Here is a 15,735-nt window from a genome sequence, read left to right as displayed (position 1 = left end):
TTCATGGTTTTTAGTTCCGCCACGTTTTTATTCTATTTTTTCCCCTTATTCCTGTTCTTGTACTACGTGCTGCCGTGGAAAAACGGCGTACTGCTGATCGGCAGCCTGTTGTTCTACGCGTGGGGCGAGCCGCGCTTCGTGCCGCTGCTGCTGGCGTCGGCGCTGCTGAACTATGGCGTGGGCTGGCTGATCAACGCCGCCCGGGGCGAACGCCGCCGCCAGGCCATGCTGGTGCTGGGCGTGCTGGCCAACCTGGCGTTCCTGATGTACTACAAATATATCGGCTTCTTCGCCGGCGTCTACAACCAGCTGGCCCAGCCCTTCGGCCACGGCGTGACGGTGCCGGCCGTGGTGCTGCCGCTGGGGATCTCCTTCTTCACCTTCCAGGGGATTTCCTACCTGATCGACCTGTACCGCCGCGACATCGAAGTGCAGAGCAGCTTCTGGCGCTTCGCCATGTACAAGGCCATGTTCCCGCAGCTGATCGCCGGCCCCATCGTGCGCTACCGCCAGATCGCCCACGAGATCGAACACCGCGACCTGCCGAACGCGCGCCTGTGGGCGGGCTTCCGCCAGTTCATCATCGGCCTGGCGCAGAAAATGTTGATCGCCAATACCGTGGCGCTGTCGGCCGACCGCCTGTTCGCGCAAGACCCGTCGCAGCTGACCACGGCCGGCGCCTGGATCGGCATCGCCTGCTACACCATCCAGATCCTGTTCGACTTCGGCGGCTATTCGAACATGGCGATCGGCATCGGCCACATGCTGGGCTTCAGCTACCCGCCCAACTTCCAGCGCCCGTATGCCTCGCTGTCGATGACGGAATTCTGGCGGCGCTGGCACATCAGCCTGTCGTCGTGGTTCCGCGACTACCTGTACATTCCGCTGGGCGGCAACCGCCACGGCCCGCTGCGCACCTATTTGAACCTGGGCTTGGTGTTCCTGCTGTGCGGCCTGTGGCACGGCGCCGCCTGGACCTTCGTGATCTGGGGCCTGTGGCACGGCGCCCTGCTGGTGCTGGAGCGCCTGGGCCTGGGCGCGCTGCTGGCGCGGCTGCCGCCGCTGGTGGCACAAGCCTACACGCTGCTGATGGTCATGCTGGGCTGGGTGTTCTTCCGCGCCGACAGCGTGCCGCATGCGCTGTCCTTCCTGTGCACCATGTTCGGCCTGCAAGCCGAGGCGGCCGCGCCGCATGCGTGGCAGATCGACTTCACCGCCTCGTCGGCCACGGCGCTGGCGATCGGCGTGCTGATCGCCACCGTGCGCCTGTCGCCGCAAACGCTGCGCAGCCGCGCCGCCGCGCTGCTGCAGGCGCCACCGCTGCGTTCGGCGGCGCTGGTCGCGGCCCTCCTGCTGTGCGTGCTGAACATGGCCGCCGGCACCTACAACCCGTTTATTTACTTCCGTTTCTGATGATGACGTCTGCCCACCCATCCGGCCCGCTGCGCCGGCACGCGGCCAAGATCGCGCTGGTCGCGCTGCTGTCCATTCCCGCCATCGTCGGCGGCATGCATGCGGCCAGCGACCGCCGCGGCGAGAACCGCGTCCTGGCCTCGCTGCCGGACCGGCCCACCGACTCGGCGTCCGCGCTGGCGCTGCCGCCCAAGCTCGACGCCTGGATCAATGACAATTTCGGCTTCCGCGCCAAGCTGCTGCAAACCCACAACCGCCTGCGCTACCGCCTGTTCCACGAATTCCCGTCGATCCAGGTCGAGTCCGGCCGCCACGGCCGCATCTTCCTCAGCGCGCACGGCACCAACGTGCCGCCGTTCTCCGCCGTCAAGGCCGCTTGCGCGGGCGGCGAAACCAAGCCCGGCACGCCGGAATACATCGGCCGCCTGTTCCGCGACTTCCATGCGATGGGCTTGCACCCGCAGATGATGGTGGTGCCGTCGGCGCCGGTGGTGGTGTACCAGGATTTGCCGGTCTGGCTGGTGCCGGCGTGCAGTTCGACCGCGACGCCGCTGGCCGGCTGGCTGGCGTCCGGCGCTTTCGGTCCGGAGGCGCAGCAGGCTATTTACTATCCGTTGCGGGAGATGCGCGAGATCAAGGAGCGCCAGGTGCTGTTTCCCAAGCACTGGTTCCACTGGACCGGCGCCGGCCTGGCCGACGTAGTGCAGCTGACGCTGCCGCGTTTCGGCCGTGCGCTGGAGCCGGCCGCGCCGCCGCTGACGGTGGTGACGCGCGAGGGCGTCGGTTCCGATATCCAGGGGCTGTTTGCCGGCATCGAGCTGAAGGGGCCGATACAGGAGGTCGATTTCGCCGCATCCGGCGTCGACTCCTGCTATGGCGGGCGTTGCTTCCCTGAGTTCAAGGAATACGCCGAGAAGCTGTACGATATCTCGCGCTTCCACAATCCGAAGGCGCCCAAGCGCCGGCTGGTGATGCTGACCGATTCATTCGGTTCGAAAATCTCGGGCTGGTATTCGCGCTATTACTCGGATGTGGAGCAGGTGGCGACCAACAGTATCGGACAGCTGAGCACGGAGCAGATCCGCCACTTGAAAGAGTATCTGTTCCGCGACCGCGAGAATATGGATTTGCTGATCCTGTACCACGACGTCGGCACCACCACCGGCACCATGCAAGTCGGTCTGGAACGCTTCCACGAAAAGCCCTGAACGCTGGCGGCCTCCCCCCGCTTGCGCGGGAGTGAGGCGTTGTTAACGTTCTCCGCGCAGCACGGCCAGCAGTCCGGCCGCGTTGTCGGCCCAGGTCTGCCACGGCATGCCGGCCGATGACGGCGCCTTGCCCTCCGCATCCAGCGCCAGCCAGGCGCGCACGGCTTCCGCCAATGCGGCGCCGTCGGTGCCGTCGAAATACTGCGCATGCCCGCCCGCCACCTCGCGGAACACCGGCAGCGCGCGCGCCAGCAATGGCAGCCCGTGGCTGGCCGCTTCGATCAGCGGCAGGCCGAAACCTTCGCCCTCGCTCGGCACCAGCAGGCAGGCGCTGTCGCGGTACAGCTGCTGCAGCGCGCCGTCGTCCAGGCCCTGCAGCCAGAACAGGCGCTTGCCCAGTTGCGGATGCTGCCGCAAGCGCTGCACGATCTGCGGTATGGTGCGGCGCTCGTGCGCCGGCAGCGGCTTCCAGCCCTCGGCGCCGACGATGACCAGATGGGCTTGCACGCCGTCGGCCCACAGCTGTTCGAAAGCATCCAGGGCTTGCAGATGGCCTTTGCGCGGCTCGATCGTGCCCACCATCAGGAAGCTTGGCAGTTCGGTGCAGCGCGCCAGTTCGGCGTTCTGCGCGGCGGATGCGGACGGCGCGGCGGCGCCGATGTCGGCCCCATGGTGCAGCACCGCCAGCTGCGGCAGGGGGGCCTCGGCGTCCTGCTGTCGCAGCCACAGGTGCAGCTCCTGGCGCACCGCGTCGGAGATGCAGATGATGCGGTCGGCCTCGGCGGCGATGCAGCGCAGCCAGGCGCCATGGCCCTGGTCGGCGCCGGACGGGAAGAATTCCGGCCGCAGCACCGGCAGCAGGTCGTGCACCAGGAAGTTGACCTGCACGCCGCGCGCGCGCCAGTGCGCGTACAGCCCGGCCTGGGCGGCGGCAAGCACCGCGCCCGGCGTGTAGTCGGCGCTGTAGAACACGTCGCCGGCGCTGGCGTCGGCCGCGCTGTCGTGCAGCTCGGCCTTGATGCCCAGCAGCTGCGCCGTGTAGCGGCGCGCGTAGCGGTAATGCCAGCGGCCGCCTTCATCGCTCAGGTACACCGGCTCCACGCGCCAGCCCGGCAGCGGTGCGCGCAGCAGCTCGGCCGCCTGGGTGCGCACCACGCGTTCGATGCCGGTCTTCAAATCGTGGCGGGCGATGGCGGTGACGTCGACCAGCAGCTGGCGCGGCTGTGTCGCGTCCGGCGCGCGGGCGATGGCGGCGGCCAGCTGTTGCAGCGAGGCTTCGTCGCCGGGCAGGTCGTCGCGCGCGGCCAATGCGCGCAGCAGCGCCGGGCGGTCGCTGCGGGCGTCGACGGCGGCTGCGGCCATCGCGTCGGCGTACAGCTGCGCGCATTGCGACGGGCTGTGCGCGGTGTGCAGCAGGTGCGCGGCGGCGGCGCCCAGCGCCTGGCGGCGGCCGGCGTCGTCGCGCAGCCCGTCCAGCGCGGCGGTCAGCGCCGGCAGCTCGAAGTGGTCGGCCAGTTGCCACACCGTGTGGCCCGGCAGCGCCGCCATCGAGCCGTTGGCGTTGACGATGGTGGCCAGGCCGTAGTTCATGCAGTCGAGCACGGCGGCAGAAGTCTCGCCGCGCGATACGCTGCGCAATTGCACGCCGATGTCGGCCGCTTGCAGATACTGGCGGTAGACGGCTTCGTCGGTCCAGCCGGCGATGCGGATGCGCTCGTGGCCGGCGATCGCGGCCGCCACGTCGGCGCCGTAGTCGCCGCCGTGGTTCTCGCCCACCAGCACCAGGACGCAGCGCGGGTCGGCGTGCAGGCGCGAGGCCAGCCAGGCCTGGATCAGTTCCAGCGTCAGCTTGGTCGGCGCGATGAAGCCGAAGCTGCACACCAGCAGCGCGTCGTCGGCGACGCCCAGCGCCTGGCGGGCGGCGGCGCGGTCCTGCTGCGCCGGCAGCGCGCGCGGCAGCGGCACCACGTTCCAGTTGGCCGCCGCCTGCGCGCCGTACCACTGGCGCGCCAGGCTGCGGGCGTGCTCGGAATGGACGATGACGCGGGTGGCGTCCTGCAGCACCGCCAGGTTGCACGGATAGACGCGCATCGCCTCGGCGTTGTCGGGGTTCTGGCCGGCCAGCAGGGCAGGGTAGCCGTGGCTGTCGAACAGCGCCTGCGACCACACGCCCGGCATGTTGCCGGTGCGCTGCTCGTAGGCCAGCACGCCGCTGAGGAAGAAGTCGTGCAGCACCACCACGCCGGGATGGCGGCGCAGCAGGCCGAACATGTGGCTGTGGAAGGGGCTGTTGCCGAACTGGTAGAGGATCTGGTCGTACTCGTCCGCGTGCTGGTCGAACCAGGCGACGCTGCGTTGCGGCAGCGCGGCCAGTTCCGGCGCCAGCGTCAGCTTGTCCTGTTGCAGCACCAGTTCGATGTCGAAATGGTCCAGCATGGCCGGCAGCAGCTGCGCGGCGTAGTCGGCGATGCCGGTGCGCTCGGGCGGCAGCGGCGAGACGAAGGCCAGCTTCGGCTTGCGCGCCGGCTTGGCCGCAGCCGCCACGGCATCGGCCGGGCCGGCCTGGCTGCGCCACGCCTCCAGCGCGCGCACGGTGCGCTGCGCCGTCACGTCCCACGAGAAGCGCTTCGCTTGCTGGCGGCCGTGCTCGCGCAGGCGCTGTTGCAGGCCGGCGTCGGTCAGCACCTCGGCGATCTTGGCGGCGATGGCGGCCGGGTCGTCGGCGTTGAACATCGCCTCGTCGCAGCCGATCACTTCCGGGATGCTGGTGTTGTCGGCGCCGATCACCAGCGCGCCGCAGGCCATGGCCTCCAGCGCCGGCAGGCCGAAGCCTTCGTGGCGCGACGGGAACACGAACAGCGCGGCATTGCGGTACAGCTCGATCAAGTCGGCGTCGCTGACGTAGCCGGTCAGCACCAGCTCGCCGGCGGCGATGCCGGCGCGTGCCGCGTGCGCCAGCAGCTGCTCGTGGTCGTGCTGGCCCAGCTTGCTGGCGATCAGCAGCTGGTGGCCGGCCCGCACCGCCTGCGGCAGCAGGCTGTAGGCGGTGATCAGGCCGTCGATGTTCTTGCGGGCGTCGAAGCCGCCGGGCGCGTACATCAGCATCGCCCGCGTCAGGCCGAAGCGGCTGCGCAGCTCGCTCCAGCGCCGGGCGTCCGGCGCGGCCGGGTGGAAGCTGTCGTCGACCGCGGTGGAAATCGACACCACCTGTGCCGGCGCCAGTTGCAGCGCATCGATGGCTTCCTGGCGCGAGTAGTCGGAGATCGCCAGCAGCAGGCCGGCGCGGCGCAGCGAGGCGATCTTGCGGTCGTAGTACTGGCGCTGGGCCGGCGTGGCGAGGTAGGCGTCCGGATTGAGGAAGGGGATCAGGTCGTACAGCACCACGGCGGTGCGCTCGGCGCCGGCGAAGCTGCCGACCGACACCACGGCGTCGTCGACATAGCCTTCGAACAGGCTGGTGACGAGCACCGCGTCCGGCCGCAGCTGGGCGATCGCGTGCTCGCGCAGCAGCTCGGCGGCGCGGGTGCGGGCGCTGTTGTCGGTGTGCAGCTCGGCCAGCGGCACCGGCACCTCGAACACGCAGACGCGCTCGGGCGGCACCAGGCCGGCGAAGGCGCTGCGCAGGTCGGCGATGGCGTCGGCCAGCGCGCCGTTGAGCAACAGCCAGACTTCATGCGGCCCGGCGTTGCGCGCCACGCCCAGCGCCAGCGCCAGCGAATAGCGGCCGATGCCGCGGAAGCGGCTTTCGGATTGGGCTCCCTGCAAATCGATGACGATACGCATCAATGTTTCCTTGTCTTCTTGAGCGCGGATTGTAGATCGCGGTAGACGCGCTGCGCGCGCGGCGACATGTCGCCCAGCGGCGCCTGGGCTTCCGGCGGCATGGCCTGGCTGGCGGCGATGCTGGCCTGGTGGATACGGCTCATGCCCGGCATGCGCAGCAGCAGCGGGCGCAGCAGGCGCTTGACGCGCGGCCAGCGTTGCAGCGTGCGGGCGGCGCCCAGCAGCGCGGCCTTGGCGCGCGCGCGCAGCGCGGCGCGCGCCGCATGCGCCCAGCCGCCGACCATGCGCCACGGCGCGGTGATGCGCCACGAGCTGCTGGCCAGCAGCGCGGCGATCTGCCGGCGCGCTTCCTCGGCCTGCGCCTGCGCCACCTCGGTGGCGTGCACGCGGTTGCTGAGCTCGGCCAGCGCGTGCGCCAGCTCCTCGCTGCGGGCGGCGTTGGCCTGGCTCAGGCGGGTCACGCCCTGCAGGCCGGATTCGGCGCCGGCCAGGCGCAGCTTGCTGTCGATGGTGTGCTGTTCCAGCTGCGCCAGCGCGGCGCGCAGGGCGTCGTCGCGGCCGGCCAGGCGCTGCTCGAAGCGCTGCGCCAGCTGGCCCAGCGCCAGGCCGTAGCCGGCGTCGAAGGCGGTTTCGAACGGCGCCAGCACGGCGGCCCCGCCATCCTTTTGCGCGACCACCGCGTAGTCCGGGCTGACGCCGTCGAGCACGTTGATCAGGGCGATCGGCGTGTCGCCGCGCAGGCCGGCTTCCTCCTGCAGGCGCACCACCTTGTGGCGGCCGAAGCCGCCGAACTCGGTGACGAAGGCCAGCAGCTGCGGCGGTATCGGCCGCAGGTGGGTGGGGTCGAGGTAGAAGCTGGAGGCGCCGACCACCAGGTTTTCCGGGTTCGGCGTTTCCATGATCAGCAGGCCGCCCGGCAGCAGCACGCGGCGGCTTTCCGCCACCAGCGTTTGCAGCAGCTCGAACGGGATGTGCTCGACCAGGTGGAAGGCCGACACCACGGCCAGGCTGTTGTCCGGCAGCGCGCGCAGGCAGGCGATGGCGTCGCCCAGTTCGACGTCGAGGCCGCGTTCGCGGCAGGCCGCCAGCATGCCGTCGTCGAGGTCGACGCCGTGGGCGCGGAAGCCCTGTTCGCCCAGCAGCTCCAGCCATTCGCCGCGGCCGCAGCCGAGGTCGAGCGCGGCGGGCGGGGCCTGCAGCGTGCGCAGCGGGCCGAAGAAGGGTTCGTAGGCGCGCAGGCGCTGCTTGATCAGCTCGCGCGAGCCGCGGTAGCGGTCCTCGAAGGCGCGGTAGAAGCCGGCGCTCATCGGGCGATCTCGATCGCCGGTTCCATCCAGCTGGTGCCGACGAATTCTTTACGGTTCATGTTCATGACGATAAACAGCAGCGCCAGGTCGCGCCACTCGTAGTTGTCGGCCAGATGGGTTTCGCTGCTGGTCAGCGCGGTCGTCACCGAGTAGCTGCCCGGGCCGAGGTTGAGCGGGAAGCGGAAGCAATACTCGATCTGTTCGCCGGCGCGCAGATCGGTCAGCGGCTGCTCCATGTGGTGGGTGTTGGTGCCGTAGATCTGCTGGCCCAGGCGGTCCTTGATCATGTAGCCGAGCACCAGGCGCGGCAGGTCCTCGCGCACCTGCACCTTGATGCGCAGCGTGACCGGCACGCCGACGTTGACCACCTCCATCGGCGCGCCGTCGGCGCCCTCCAGGCTGATGGCGGTGACGGTGGCCTTGCCGTTGCCGGAGCTGGTCTGGGTGCGGCCGTCGGCGCCGGTGCTCTGTTCGATGTTGACGCCGTCGCGCTCGGCGATCAGGGCGTTGTAGTAGTCCATCACTTCTTCCGGCCGGCCCTGGAAGGCCAGGCGGCCGCGGTCGAGCAGCAGCGCGCGGTCGCAGATCGACTGGATCGCGGCGCGGTCGTGGCTGACGATCAGCAGCGTGGTGCCGAGCTTGCGGAATTCGCGGATGCGCTCGAAGCTCTTGTGCTGGAACCAGGCGTCGCCGACCGACAGCGCCTCGTCGACGATCAGCACGTCCGGGCGGCGCACGGTCGCCACGCTGAAGGCCAGCCGCATCTGCATGCCGGACGAGTACACGCGCACCGGCTGGTCGATGTAGTCGCCGATGTCGGCGAAGGCTTCGATCTCCGGCATCAGCGCGCTGATTTCCTCGACGGTCAGGCCCAGCAGCTGGCCCGCCATGTAGGCGTTCTGGCGGCCGCTGAATTCGGGATGGAAGCCCATGCCCAGTTCCAGCAAGGCCGCCACGCGGCCGGTGATGTGGACGCTGCCGGTGGTGGGCTGGGCGGTGCCGGTGATCAGCTTGAGCAGCGTGCTCTTGCCGGCGCCGTTGACGCCGATGATGCCGACCGCCTCGCCCGGCGCCAGCTGGAAGTTGATGTCCTGGATCACCCACTTGAGGCGGTGGCGCAGGCCCAGCGACGGCAACACCCATTCCGCCAGGCGGCCCCAGCGGTTGCCGTATTGTTTGTAGGCCTTGCCCAGTTGTTTGACGCTTATGCTGCCCATGATGTGCTTTCGGTGTGGCGCTTACAGTTCATCGACCATCTCGCCGGCGCGCTTGCGGAACAGCTGCAATCCCAGCACGCAGCACAGCAGGCCGGCGATGGCCACCGGCAGCAGGCTGCCCCAGTGCGGCAGCTGGCCGTTGACCAGGATTTGCTGGTAGGCGCCGATCACGGCCGCCATCGGGTTCCACACCAGCAGTTCGCGCACCGGCGCCGGCAGCGTGCTGGCCGGGTAGACGATGGGGGTGAACCAGAACCAGAACTGCAGCACGATGCTGAAGAACTGGCCGACGTCGCGGAAGAAGACATTGAGCACGCCGAGCACCATGCCCAGGCCGATCGCGAAAGCGATCTGCAGCAGCAGCACCGGGAACACGGCGAAGTAGACCCAGCCGGGGAAGCTGCCGGAGATCACCAGGAAGGCGGTGAACAGGCCGAAGATGATGGCGAAGTTGACCAGCGCGTTGAGCACCACGATGATGGGCAGGCAGATGCGCGGGAACTGCAGTTTCTTGATCAGGTTGGCGTGGTCGATGAAGACCGACTGGCTGCGCCCGGTGATCTCGGCGAACAGGCCCCAGGTCAGGGCGCCGGCGCACAGGTAGATGCTGTAGGCGAAGGTGGCGTTGCTGCCCTGCAGGCGGCTGCCCATCACCTGCGAGAAGATCACAGTGTAGACCACGATCATGGCCAGCGGGTTGAGGATGGTCCAGGTGGCGCCCAGCAGGGAGTTGCGGTAGCGCGACTGGAACTCGCGCTGCACGCTGCCCAGCACGAAGCCGCGGTAGCGCCACAGGCCGCTGAACATGGCGCGCGAAATCATCGTGCCACTCCGCTCTGGCTGGTGGTCCGGCGCGGGGCGCGGCGGTGGAGCGGGCAGGTGATTTTCGTCATGGGGCGGTGGCGCGCGGGCCGGGTGGCAAAGCGGCGGATTATAGCATGGCGCCCCGTGCGTCCGGACCCGCCCGACGGGGCGGCGCGCCAGTGGCGGCGGGGCTTGCGGCCCGGTTCAGGTCGCGCCCGGCGGCGCCGGCGGAATTTGTATCCAGATGTTTCCGGCGATGCCGCACGCCGCGGTCCGGGCTAGCTCTGGGCCAGTTTTTGCAGCGCCTCCGGATCGACGATGATCAGGCGGTGCGTGCCTTTCTTGATGATGCCCTGCTGGACCAGCGTCAGCAGCGTGCGGGTCACGGTTTCGCGGCTGGTGTTGATCATGTTGGCGATGTCCTGGTGGGTCGGCAGGTTCTCGACCACCTCGACGTCGTCTTCCTTTTTCTCCTTGACCAGTTCGAGGAAGCTGTAGATGCGCTTGGCCGTGTTGTGGATGCTGAGCAGGGCGCGGAATTCCGAATCGCGCTGCACCTTGGCGGCCAGGAAGCGCAGCATCTGGTTGGCCACCGACGGCGAGTGCGAGAACAGGTGCAGCGCCGTGTTGCGCGGCAGCAGCGCCACCAGCACCGGCGTGGTCGCCACCACCGAGGCCGAGCGCATGGTGCCGTTGATGACGGCGATCTCGCCGAAGAAGTCGCCCGGCACCAGCATGCGCAGGCCGATCGCGCGGCCGTCCTCGGTGATGTCGATCACTTGCAGCTGGCCTTGCAGCAGGAACAGCAGGCTGTCGCCGCTGGCGCCTTTTTGCAGCACCACCTCGCGCTTGGCGTAGCGGCGCACGCGCAGGTCGGTGCGCACCATCGCCATTTCCTGCTCGGTCAGGTTGGCCAGCAGCGGGATCTTGCGCAGGTGAATCTGCAGATTGACCAGCTGGCCCGACTCCAGCGCCGCCATGACCGGATCCATCGGCATCTCGGCGGGCGCGCTGGAGTCGGCGGCTGCGTTTTCCTCGGGTGTCGTCATTAAACCATTGATTAAAAATTATCCCAGCGCCAGTTGAGCTGGATTGCATGGCTATTATATTGAAACAGCGAGATGTTTTCCTGATTTCTTACCGCGCGCCACTCCAGCTGCAGGCTTTGGTGCTGGCCCAGCGGCATCAGCACGGCGGCGCGCAACTGGCGGGTGTCCTGGTGGCGCACGATGTCGATGATCTCCGGCGAATACACATCGCTGCTTTGCCACACCTGGCGCGTCCAGCCCAGCTCGCCCTTCAGATTGTAGGGCAGCGGCTGCATCAGCTGCAGCGAGCTGTACCAGCCATGGCGGTCGCCGCCCAGGCGGCCGTTCTGCCCCTTGTCCAGCAGGCCGCTGAGCGAGAACGTCACTTGGCGGGTGTCGCGCCAGTACAAATTGGTGCCCAGCTCCAGCGTGTTGGAATCGTATTTGGTGCGGGTCGGATAGCGCACATGGCTGAGGCTGGCCAGCAGCGACCACTGCAGCTGGTCCGGCACGTTCAAGGGCGGCGAGGCGCGCACCTGCACCTGCTCCTGCCGCTGGTACAACTGGCGCTCCAGCTGCAGCACGCTGACCGCGACGGTGCCGTAGCCGCGCCAGGCGCCCCATTGCCAGGGGCGTTCGTAGCCCAGTTGCAGCGAGCCCGAGTCCTGCGCATGCACGCTGTCGTTCTGCCGCAGCCGCAGCTGGGCGATCAGCAGCGAACCGGTTTCGTCCAGCTGTTGCAGGTAATCGACCCCGGCCGAGGTCTGGTAGTCGGGCTTGGGCATGTAGTCGGGCGGCAGCTCCCATTGCGTCAGCGTGCTGCCGCTGCCGGTGGAGAACTGGTTGCTGCTGGCGCCCTGGTTGATGTTGTTGTCGTAGCCGCGCCCCAGCGACAGCGCCCACAGCGGCCGCCACGACGGCTTGGTGTCGCAGCCGCGCGCGCGGTGCTGGTCGATCAGCTCCTGGATCGCCGGCGGCGGCTTGAAGCGGGTCTCGATCTCGCGGAACAGGCGTTCGGCCTCGGCGCCGTGGCCCAGCGTGCACTGGCTGAACGCCAGGTCCAGCCAGGCGCCGGCATGGCGCGGTTCGCCCTCCAGGAAACGCAGCAGCAGGGCGTTGGCGCGCTCGGGCTGGTCGGCCGCCAGCGCGCGCATCGCCTCCAGGTACAGTTCTTCCTGCTGGACCGGCGCGTACGCGGCCGGTTCGGCGCCGGTTGCGGGCTCGGCCGATGCGACCACGATGTCGCGTTGCGGCGCGGCCGCCTGCGCAGCGGCGCCGCCCCATGGCAGCGCCAGCAGCAGCGACAGCAGCAGCGGCGGGCTTACGGCGCGCATGGCGCGTCCTCAAGGGTGTACAGATTAATCGGGTGCTCCTTGCCGCGCAATACGCGCTGGCCTAGTTGGCGGAAACGGTGGCGGCTGGCGCGGCGCACGGTTCCTTCGCCAATGATAATGTCATACGGATAATCGCGCGCCGCCTGCTCCAGCCTTGAGGCCGTGTTGACGCTGTCGCCCACCGCAGTATAGATGCTGCGCATGGCGGTGCCAAAGTCGCCCGCCATCGCCAGCCCGCTTTCGATGCCGATGCGCACCCGCAGCGGCGGCTGGCCGGCGGCGGCGCGGCGCGTGTTCAGATGCTGCACCGCCTGCAGCATGGCGCGGGCGGCGTCCAGCGCCAGGTTGGCGTGTTCGGGGTTGGGCAGCGGCGCGCCCCAGAAGGCCACCATGCCGTCGCCGGTGTATTTGTCGAGGGTGCCGCGCATCGCCAGCACCGGGCGCGTCAGGCAGTCGAGGAATTCGGTGGTCAGGCGCGCGGCCTCTTCGACCGGCAGCGCCTCGACGTGGGTGGTGTAGCCCTCCATGTCGGCGATCAGCGTGGTCACTTCCAGCTGGCGCGGCGCCAGCGGATCCTCCAGGTTGCTGCGCAACAGTTCGTCGACCACGTCGCCGGCCACGTACTGGCGCAGCGTGTCGAGCAGGCGGCGCGAGCGCGTCTGCGCCTGCTGCCAGTGGAAGGGCACGGCCACCGTCAGCAGGAACAGGTTGGACAGCAGCGGACCGGATGGGCCGAAGCCGGCGTCGTGCGGCGCGATGGCGTAGGCCAGCGGCAGCCACAGCGCGGAACCGGCGGCCAGCAGCGCGATGTTGACGGCGGCGGTGCGGCGCGGCAGCGTGTAGGTGGCCAGCAGCGTCACGGCCAGGCAGAACAGCAGGGCGATCAGGCTGCCGGGCCAGGGCGCGGGCGCCAGGCCGGCCTGGCGGTCCAGCAGGCCGGTCAGCATCGAGGCGTGCACCATCAGCCCGGCGCTGAGCGCGCCCAGCGGCGTGGCGACGCGGTCGCCGATGCTCAGCGCGGACGAGCCGATCAGCACCAGCCGGCCCTGGATGAACTCGGGCGGCACGCGCTGGTCCAGCAGGTCGGCGGCCTTGGCCACTTCATAGGCGGGCCAGGCGCGGGTATAGGGCACGCGCACCCAGCCGGTGGCGGTGGGCGGCAGCGGGCGGCCGCCGGCGCAGCAGTCGAACAGCGCGCGCGACAGCGTGGGGTAGCTGCGGCCGTTGTAGCTGGTGCTCATCGGCACCTGGCGCAGCACGCCGTCGCTGTCGGGGGCGACGCCGATATTGCCGAAGTGGCTGGCCGGCGCCAGCCCGGCGTGGTTGGCGATGTAGCCGTAGGCCGGCACGCTGCCGGCCACCACGCCGGGGCTGCCGCCGGAGAGCACGCCGCTGTGCAGCGGATCGTCGCGCTCGCTGAAATCGAATAATTGGGCCAGCACCAGCGGCGCGTGCCGGGACAGCATGGCCATGCGGGCGTCGCCGGCGGCGTCGGCCGGCTTTTCCTGCAGGATGTCGAGCGCCACGCCGCGGGCGCCGTCGGCCAGCAGCGCTTCCACCATTTCCGCCATGCGGGTGCGCGGCCACGGCCACGGGTAGCGTTCCAGGCTGGTTTCGTCGATATCGACCAGCAGCATGCGCTGTTCCGGCACAGGACTGGCGCGCATCAGCGTGTAGCGGTCGCGCAGCCAGTTGTCCAGCCGCTGCGAGGCGCCGTCGTGGTCCCATTGGACCCAGGCGGTGATCAGCAGCGCCGCCGCGGCGATGCAGCTGCGCGCGACGGCGGGGAAGGAAGAGCGGATGGCCAAGGTGAGCGGTGATCCAGGTGGGTGCGGTGACAGGCAGGCCACACAAAAATAGTTGCAGATATAAAATAGTCGCCCAGTATAACGGCTTGCGCTGGGATGGAATAGTGCAAAATTAACTTTTATGCATCTTTTTCGTCGGCTTTGATGCGTGGTGTGCGGCCGCCGCCGGTCAATTGTATCCAATTGAAAGAATGTGACCCCAGTCACATACTTTGGGGGAGGATAGCGGACAATGTAGGCTGAGGGAGAAACTTATTATGCGCAATCAATTTCACACCATCGTTGCTGCCACGCTGCTGGGGCTGGGGATGCTGGCTTCCGGAGCCTGGGCCGGCGAAGCCGGGAAGGTCGTGTTCGTCACTGGACAGGTCAGTGTCGCCGCGCGTCCGCTCGTGCTCGACGCCGCCGTCCAGGAGGGGGATGAATTGAGCACCGGCGCCGACGGCTATGTCTATGTCAAGACCGTCGACCAGGGCTTCCTGGTGCTGCGCCCGAACAGCAAGGCGCGCATCGTCGCCTACCATATCGATACGCAAAACCCGGCCAACACCCGCGTCAAGCTGGAGTTGCTGCAGGGCGTGGCGCGCAGCATTTCCGGGGTCGGCGTCAAACAGGCGCGGCAGAACTTCCGCTTCAATACGCCGGTCGCGGCGATTGGCGTGCGCGGCACCGACTTTGTCGTCTACACCGACCAGCAGACCTCGCGCGTGACGGTGATGTCCGGCGGCGTGGTGGTCAGCGGCTTTGCCGGCGCCTGCGGCCCCGAAGGCGGCGGCCCCTGCGAGGGTGGCGTCAGCCGCGAACTGTTCGCCGGCCAGGCCGGGCTGATGCTGCAGGTGCAGCGCGGCCAGAGCACGCCGCAACTGCTGCGCAGCCCGGTAATGTCGCCGGCCGACCAGGGCGCGCCTGCGCGTCCGGATGAACCGGTCGGCAAGGTCGGCGGCAGCAGCCTGAGCTCCGACGTCAATCTCGACGCGCAAAAGTCCAGCAACGTACTAAATAATAGCAAGCAGATTACCCAGGCCAATGTGACGCCGGGCGGCGGCACGCCGGTGCCGCCGCTGGTGGACCAGAAACCGGAAGTGGCGGTCCCGCCGGTGGTGCCGGTCGCGCCGCCGGTGCTGCCGCCGGTGCTGGTGCGCGGACCGGAGGAAGTGATCTGGGGCCGCTACGAGGCGATTGCCGGCGGAACCACCAATGCCGCGGTGCAGGCCAAATTGAATAGTGGCGCTTATGAAATTGAGATGGTGCTGGGGCCGTATCAGATCTCCCGCCTGAAATCGAGCGCGTTTGTGGCGCCGCGCGAAGGTACGGCCTCGTTCGTGCTGGCCGGCAGCGACGCGGTGCTGCAGCGTGCGGGCGGGAACTGGGTGCAGGCGGCGGTGGAGAGCGGCACGCTGGACGTCGATTTCGCCACGCGCACGTTCAAGACCAACCTGAGCGTGGTCGGCGACAATATGCGCGTGCCGATCAGTAGTGCCGGCAATATCAACCGCAACGGTGAGCTGGTCAATCCCAATGCGATCAGCGATACGCGCATCAAAGGATATCTGGGTGGCGCCAATGTGGAAGAGGCGGCTTATTTATTCCAGTACCGGTCCACGATAGTCAATGTCAACGGCGCCACCAAGTGGAGCCGTTGAGCGGACTGTTTTCGTAGTTGGATGAAAGAAATGGGTAATGTTGCACAAGCAGCATTACCCATTTTTGTGTATACCCGCCGCCTGTGATATAAAGGCGCCCGGATGGGGCTGATAGCGCAAAAGTAATGTGATTATTTGTGTATATTTATAGATCTTGCATAAATAACGCCCAAATAATTTACAACTAGTT

The 15,735-nt window shown here is 68.3% G+C and carries 10 protein-coding genes; 3 read left to right on the top strand and 7 right to left on the bottom strand.

Features of this window, described 5'->3' with window-relative positions; translation table 11 throughout:
* The first annotated feature begins 3 nt into the window (after positions 1–3).
* Both DUGA2_RS17035 and DUGA2_RS17030 read left to right on the top strand, forming a co-directional pair.
* A complete protein-coding gene (locus tag DUGA2_RS17035; protein ID WP_070270595.1) occupies positions 4–1,413 on the top strand; it encodes an MBOAT family protein in 1,410 nt (469 codons plus the stop codon).
* Positions 1,413–2,621 (top strand): hypothetical protein, encoded by a 1,209-nt coding sequence (locus DUGA2_RS17030; protein ID WP_070270593.1) that lies wholly within the window; start codon positions 1,413–1,415, stop codon positions 2,619–2,621. The genes DUGA2_RS17035 and DUGA2_RS17030 overlap by 1 nt, the downstream gene beginning before the upstream one ends.
* A gap of 42 nt (positions 2,622–2,663) precedes the next feature.
* Here DUGA2_RS17030 and DUGA2_RS17025 read toward each other — a convergent pair whose 3' ends face one another.
* From DUGA2_RS17025 to DUGA2_RS16995, 7 genes are all read right to left on the bottom strand, one after another.
* Positions 2,664–6,404, bottom strand: coding sequence for a glycosyltransferase (locus tag DUGA2_RS17025; protein ID WP_070270592.1), 3,741 nt, complete (start codon positions 6,402–6,404; stop codon positions 2,664–2,666).
* On the bottom strand, positions 6,404–7,711 hold the full coding sequence (locus tag DUGA2_RS17020) for a bifunctional 2-polyprenyl-6-hydroxyphenol methylase/3-demethylubiquinol 3-O-methyltransferase UbiG (protein WP_070270591.1): 1,308 nt from the start codon (positions 7,709–7,711) through the stop codon (positions 6,404–6,406). The genes DUGA2_RS17025 and DUGA2_RS17020 overlap by 1 nt, the downstream gene beginning before the upstream one ends.
* Positions 7,708–8,928, bottom strand: coding sequence for an ABC transporter ATP-binding protein (locus tag DUGA2_RS17015; RefSeq protein WP_070270590.1), 1,221 nt, complete (start codon positions 8,926–8,928; stop codon positions 7,708–7,710). Before DUGA2_RS17015 ends, DUGA2_RS17020 begins: the two co-directional genes overlap by 4 nt.
* A gap of 21 nt (positions 8,929–8,949) precedes the next feature.
* Entirely contained in the window at positions 8,950–9,750 is an 801-nt protein-coding gene (locus DUGA2_RS17010; protein WP_070270588.1) for an ABC transporter permease, read from the bottom strand.
* 260 nt (positions 9,751–10,010) lie between these two features.
* Entirely contained in the window at positions 10,011–10,781 is a 771-nt protein-coding gene (locus tag DUGA2_RS17005) for a Crp/Fnr family transcriptional regulator (RefSeq protein WP_229214711.1), read from the bottom strand.
* A gap of 11 nt (positions 10,782–10,792) precedes the next feature.
* Positions 10,793–12,094 carry a M48 family metallopeptidase gene (locus tag DUGA2_RS17000; protein ID WP_083296354.1) on the bottom strand — a complete coding sequence of 434 codons (1,302 nt, stop codon included), beginning with the start codon at positions 12,092–12,094 and terminating at the stop codon, positions 10,793–10,795.
* Positions 12,082–13,902: a CHASE2 domain-containing protein gene (locus DUGA2_RS16995; protein ID WP_070270586.1), complete on the bottom strand. Its 1,821-nt coding sequence runs from the start codon at positions 13,900–13,902 to the stop codon at positions 12,082–12,084. The genes DUGA2_RS17000 and DUGA2_RS16995 overlap by 13 nt, the downstream gene beginning before the upstream one ends.
* 257 nt (positions 13,903–14,159) lie before the next feature.
* On the opposite strand from DUGA2_RS16995, the gene DUGA2_RS16990 reads away from it, so the two are divergent.
* Positions 14,160–15,545, top strand: a complete 1,386-nt coding sequence (locus DUGA2_RS16990; RefSeq protein ID WP_070270584.1) for a FecR domain-containing protein — start codon at positions 14,160–14,162, stop codon at positions 15,543–15,545.
* Positions 15,546–15,735: the final 190 nt, after the last annotated feature.

This window comes from Duganella sp. HH101 (assembly GCF_001758795.1).
GTDB lineage: Bacteria > Pseudomonadota > Gammaproteobacteria > Burkholderiales > Burkholderiaceae_D > Rugamonas > Rugamonas rivuli.
Note: the sequence above shows the minus strand (reverse complement) of the source record. Positions and strands in the feature narration are given on the sequence as shown.

Coding starts and splice junctions, on each gene's coding strand:
- DUGA2_RS17010 (WP_070270588.1), bottom strand. CDS start 9,750: ATGATTTCGCGCGCCATGTTCAGCGGCCTGTGGCGCTACCGCGGCTTC.
- DUGA2_RS17015 (WP_070270590.1), bottom strand. CDS start 8,928: ATGGGCAGCATAAGCGTCAAACAACTGGGCAAGGCCTACAAACAATAC.
- DUGA2_RS17000 (WP_083296354.1), bottom strand. CDS start 12,094: ATGCGCGCCGTAAGCCCGCCGCTGCTGCTGTCGCTGCTGCTGGCGCTG.
- DUGA2_RS17035 (WP_070270595.1), top strand. CDS start 4: ATGGTTTTTAGTTCCGCCACGTTTTTATTCTATTTTTTCCCCTTATTC.
- DUGA2_RS17025 (WP_070270592.1), bottom strand. CDS start 6,404: ATGCGTATCGTCATCGATTTGCAGGGAGCCCAATCCGAAAGCCGCTTC.
- DUGA2_RS16990 (WP_070270584.1), top strand. CDS start 14,160: ATGCGCAATCAATTTCACACCATCGTTGCTGCCACGCTGCTGGGGCTG.
- DUGA2_RS17005 (WP_229214711.1), bottom strand. CDS start 10,781: ATGACGACACCCGAGGAAAACGCAGCCGCCGACTCCAGCGCGCCCGCC.
- DUGA2_RS17020 (WP_070270591.1), bottom strand. CDS start 7,711: ATGAGCGCCGGCTTCTACCGCGCCTTCGAGGACCGCTACCGCGGCTCG.
- DUGA2_RS17030 (WP_070270593.1), top strand. CDS start 1,413: ATGATGACGTCTGCCCACCCATCCGGCCCGCTGCGCCGGCACGCGGCC.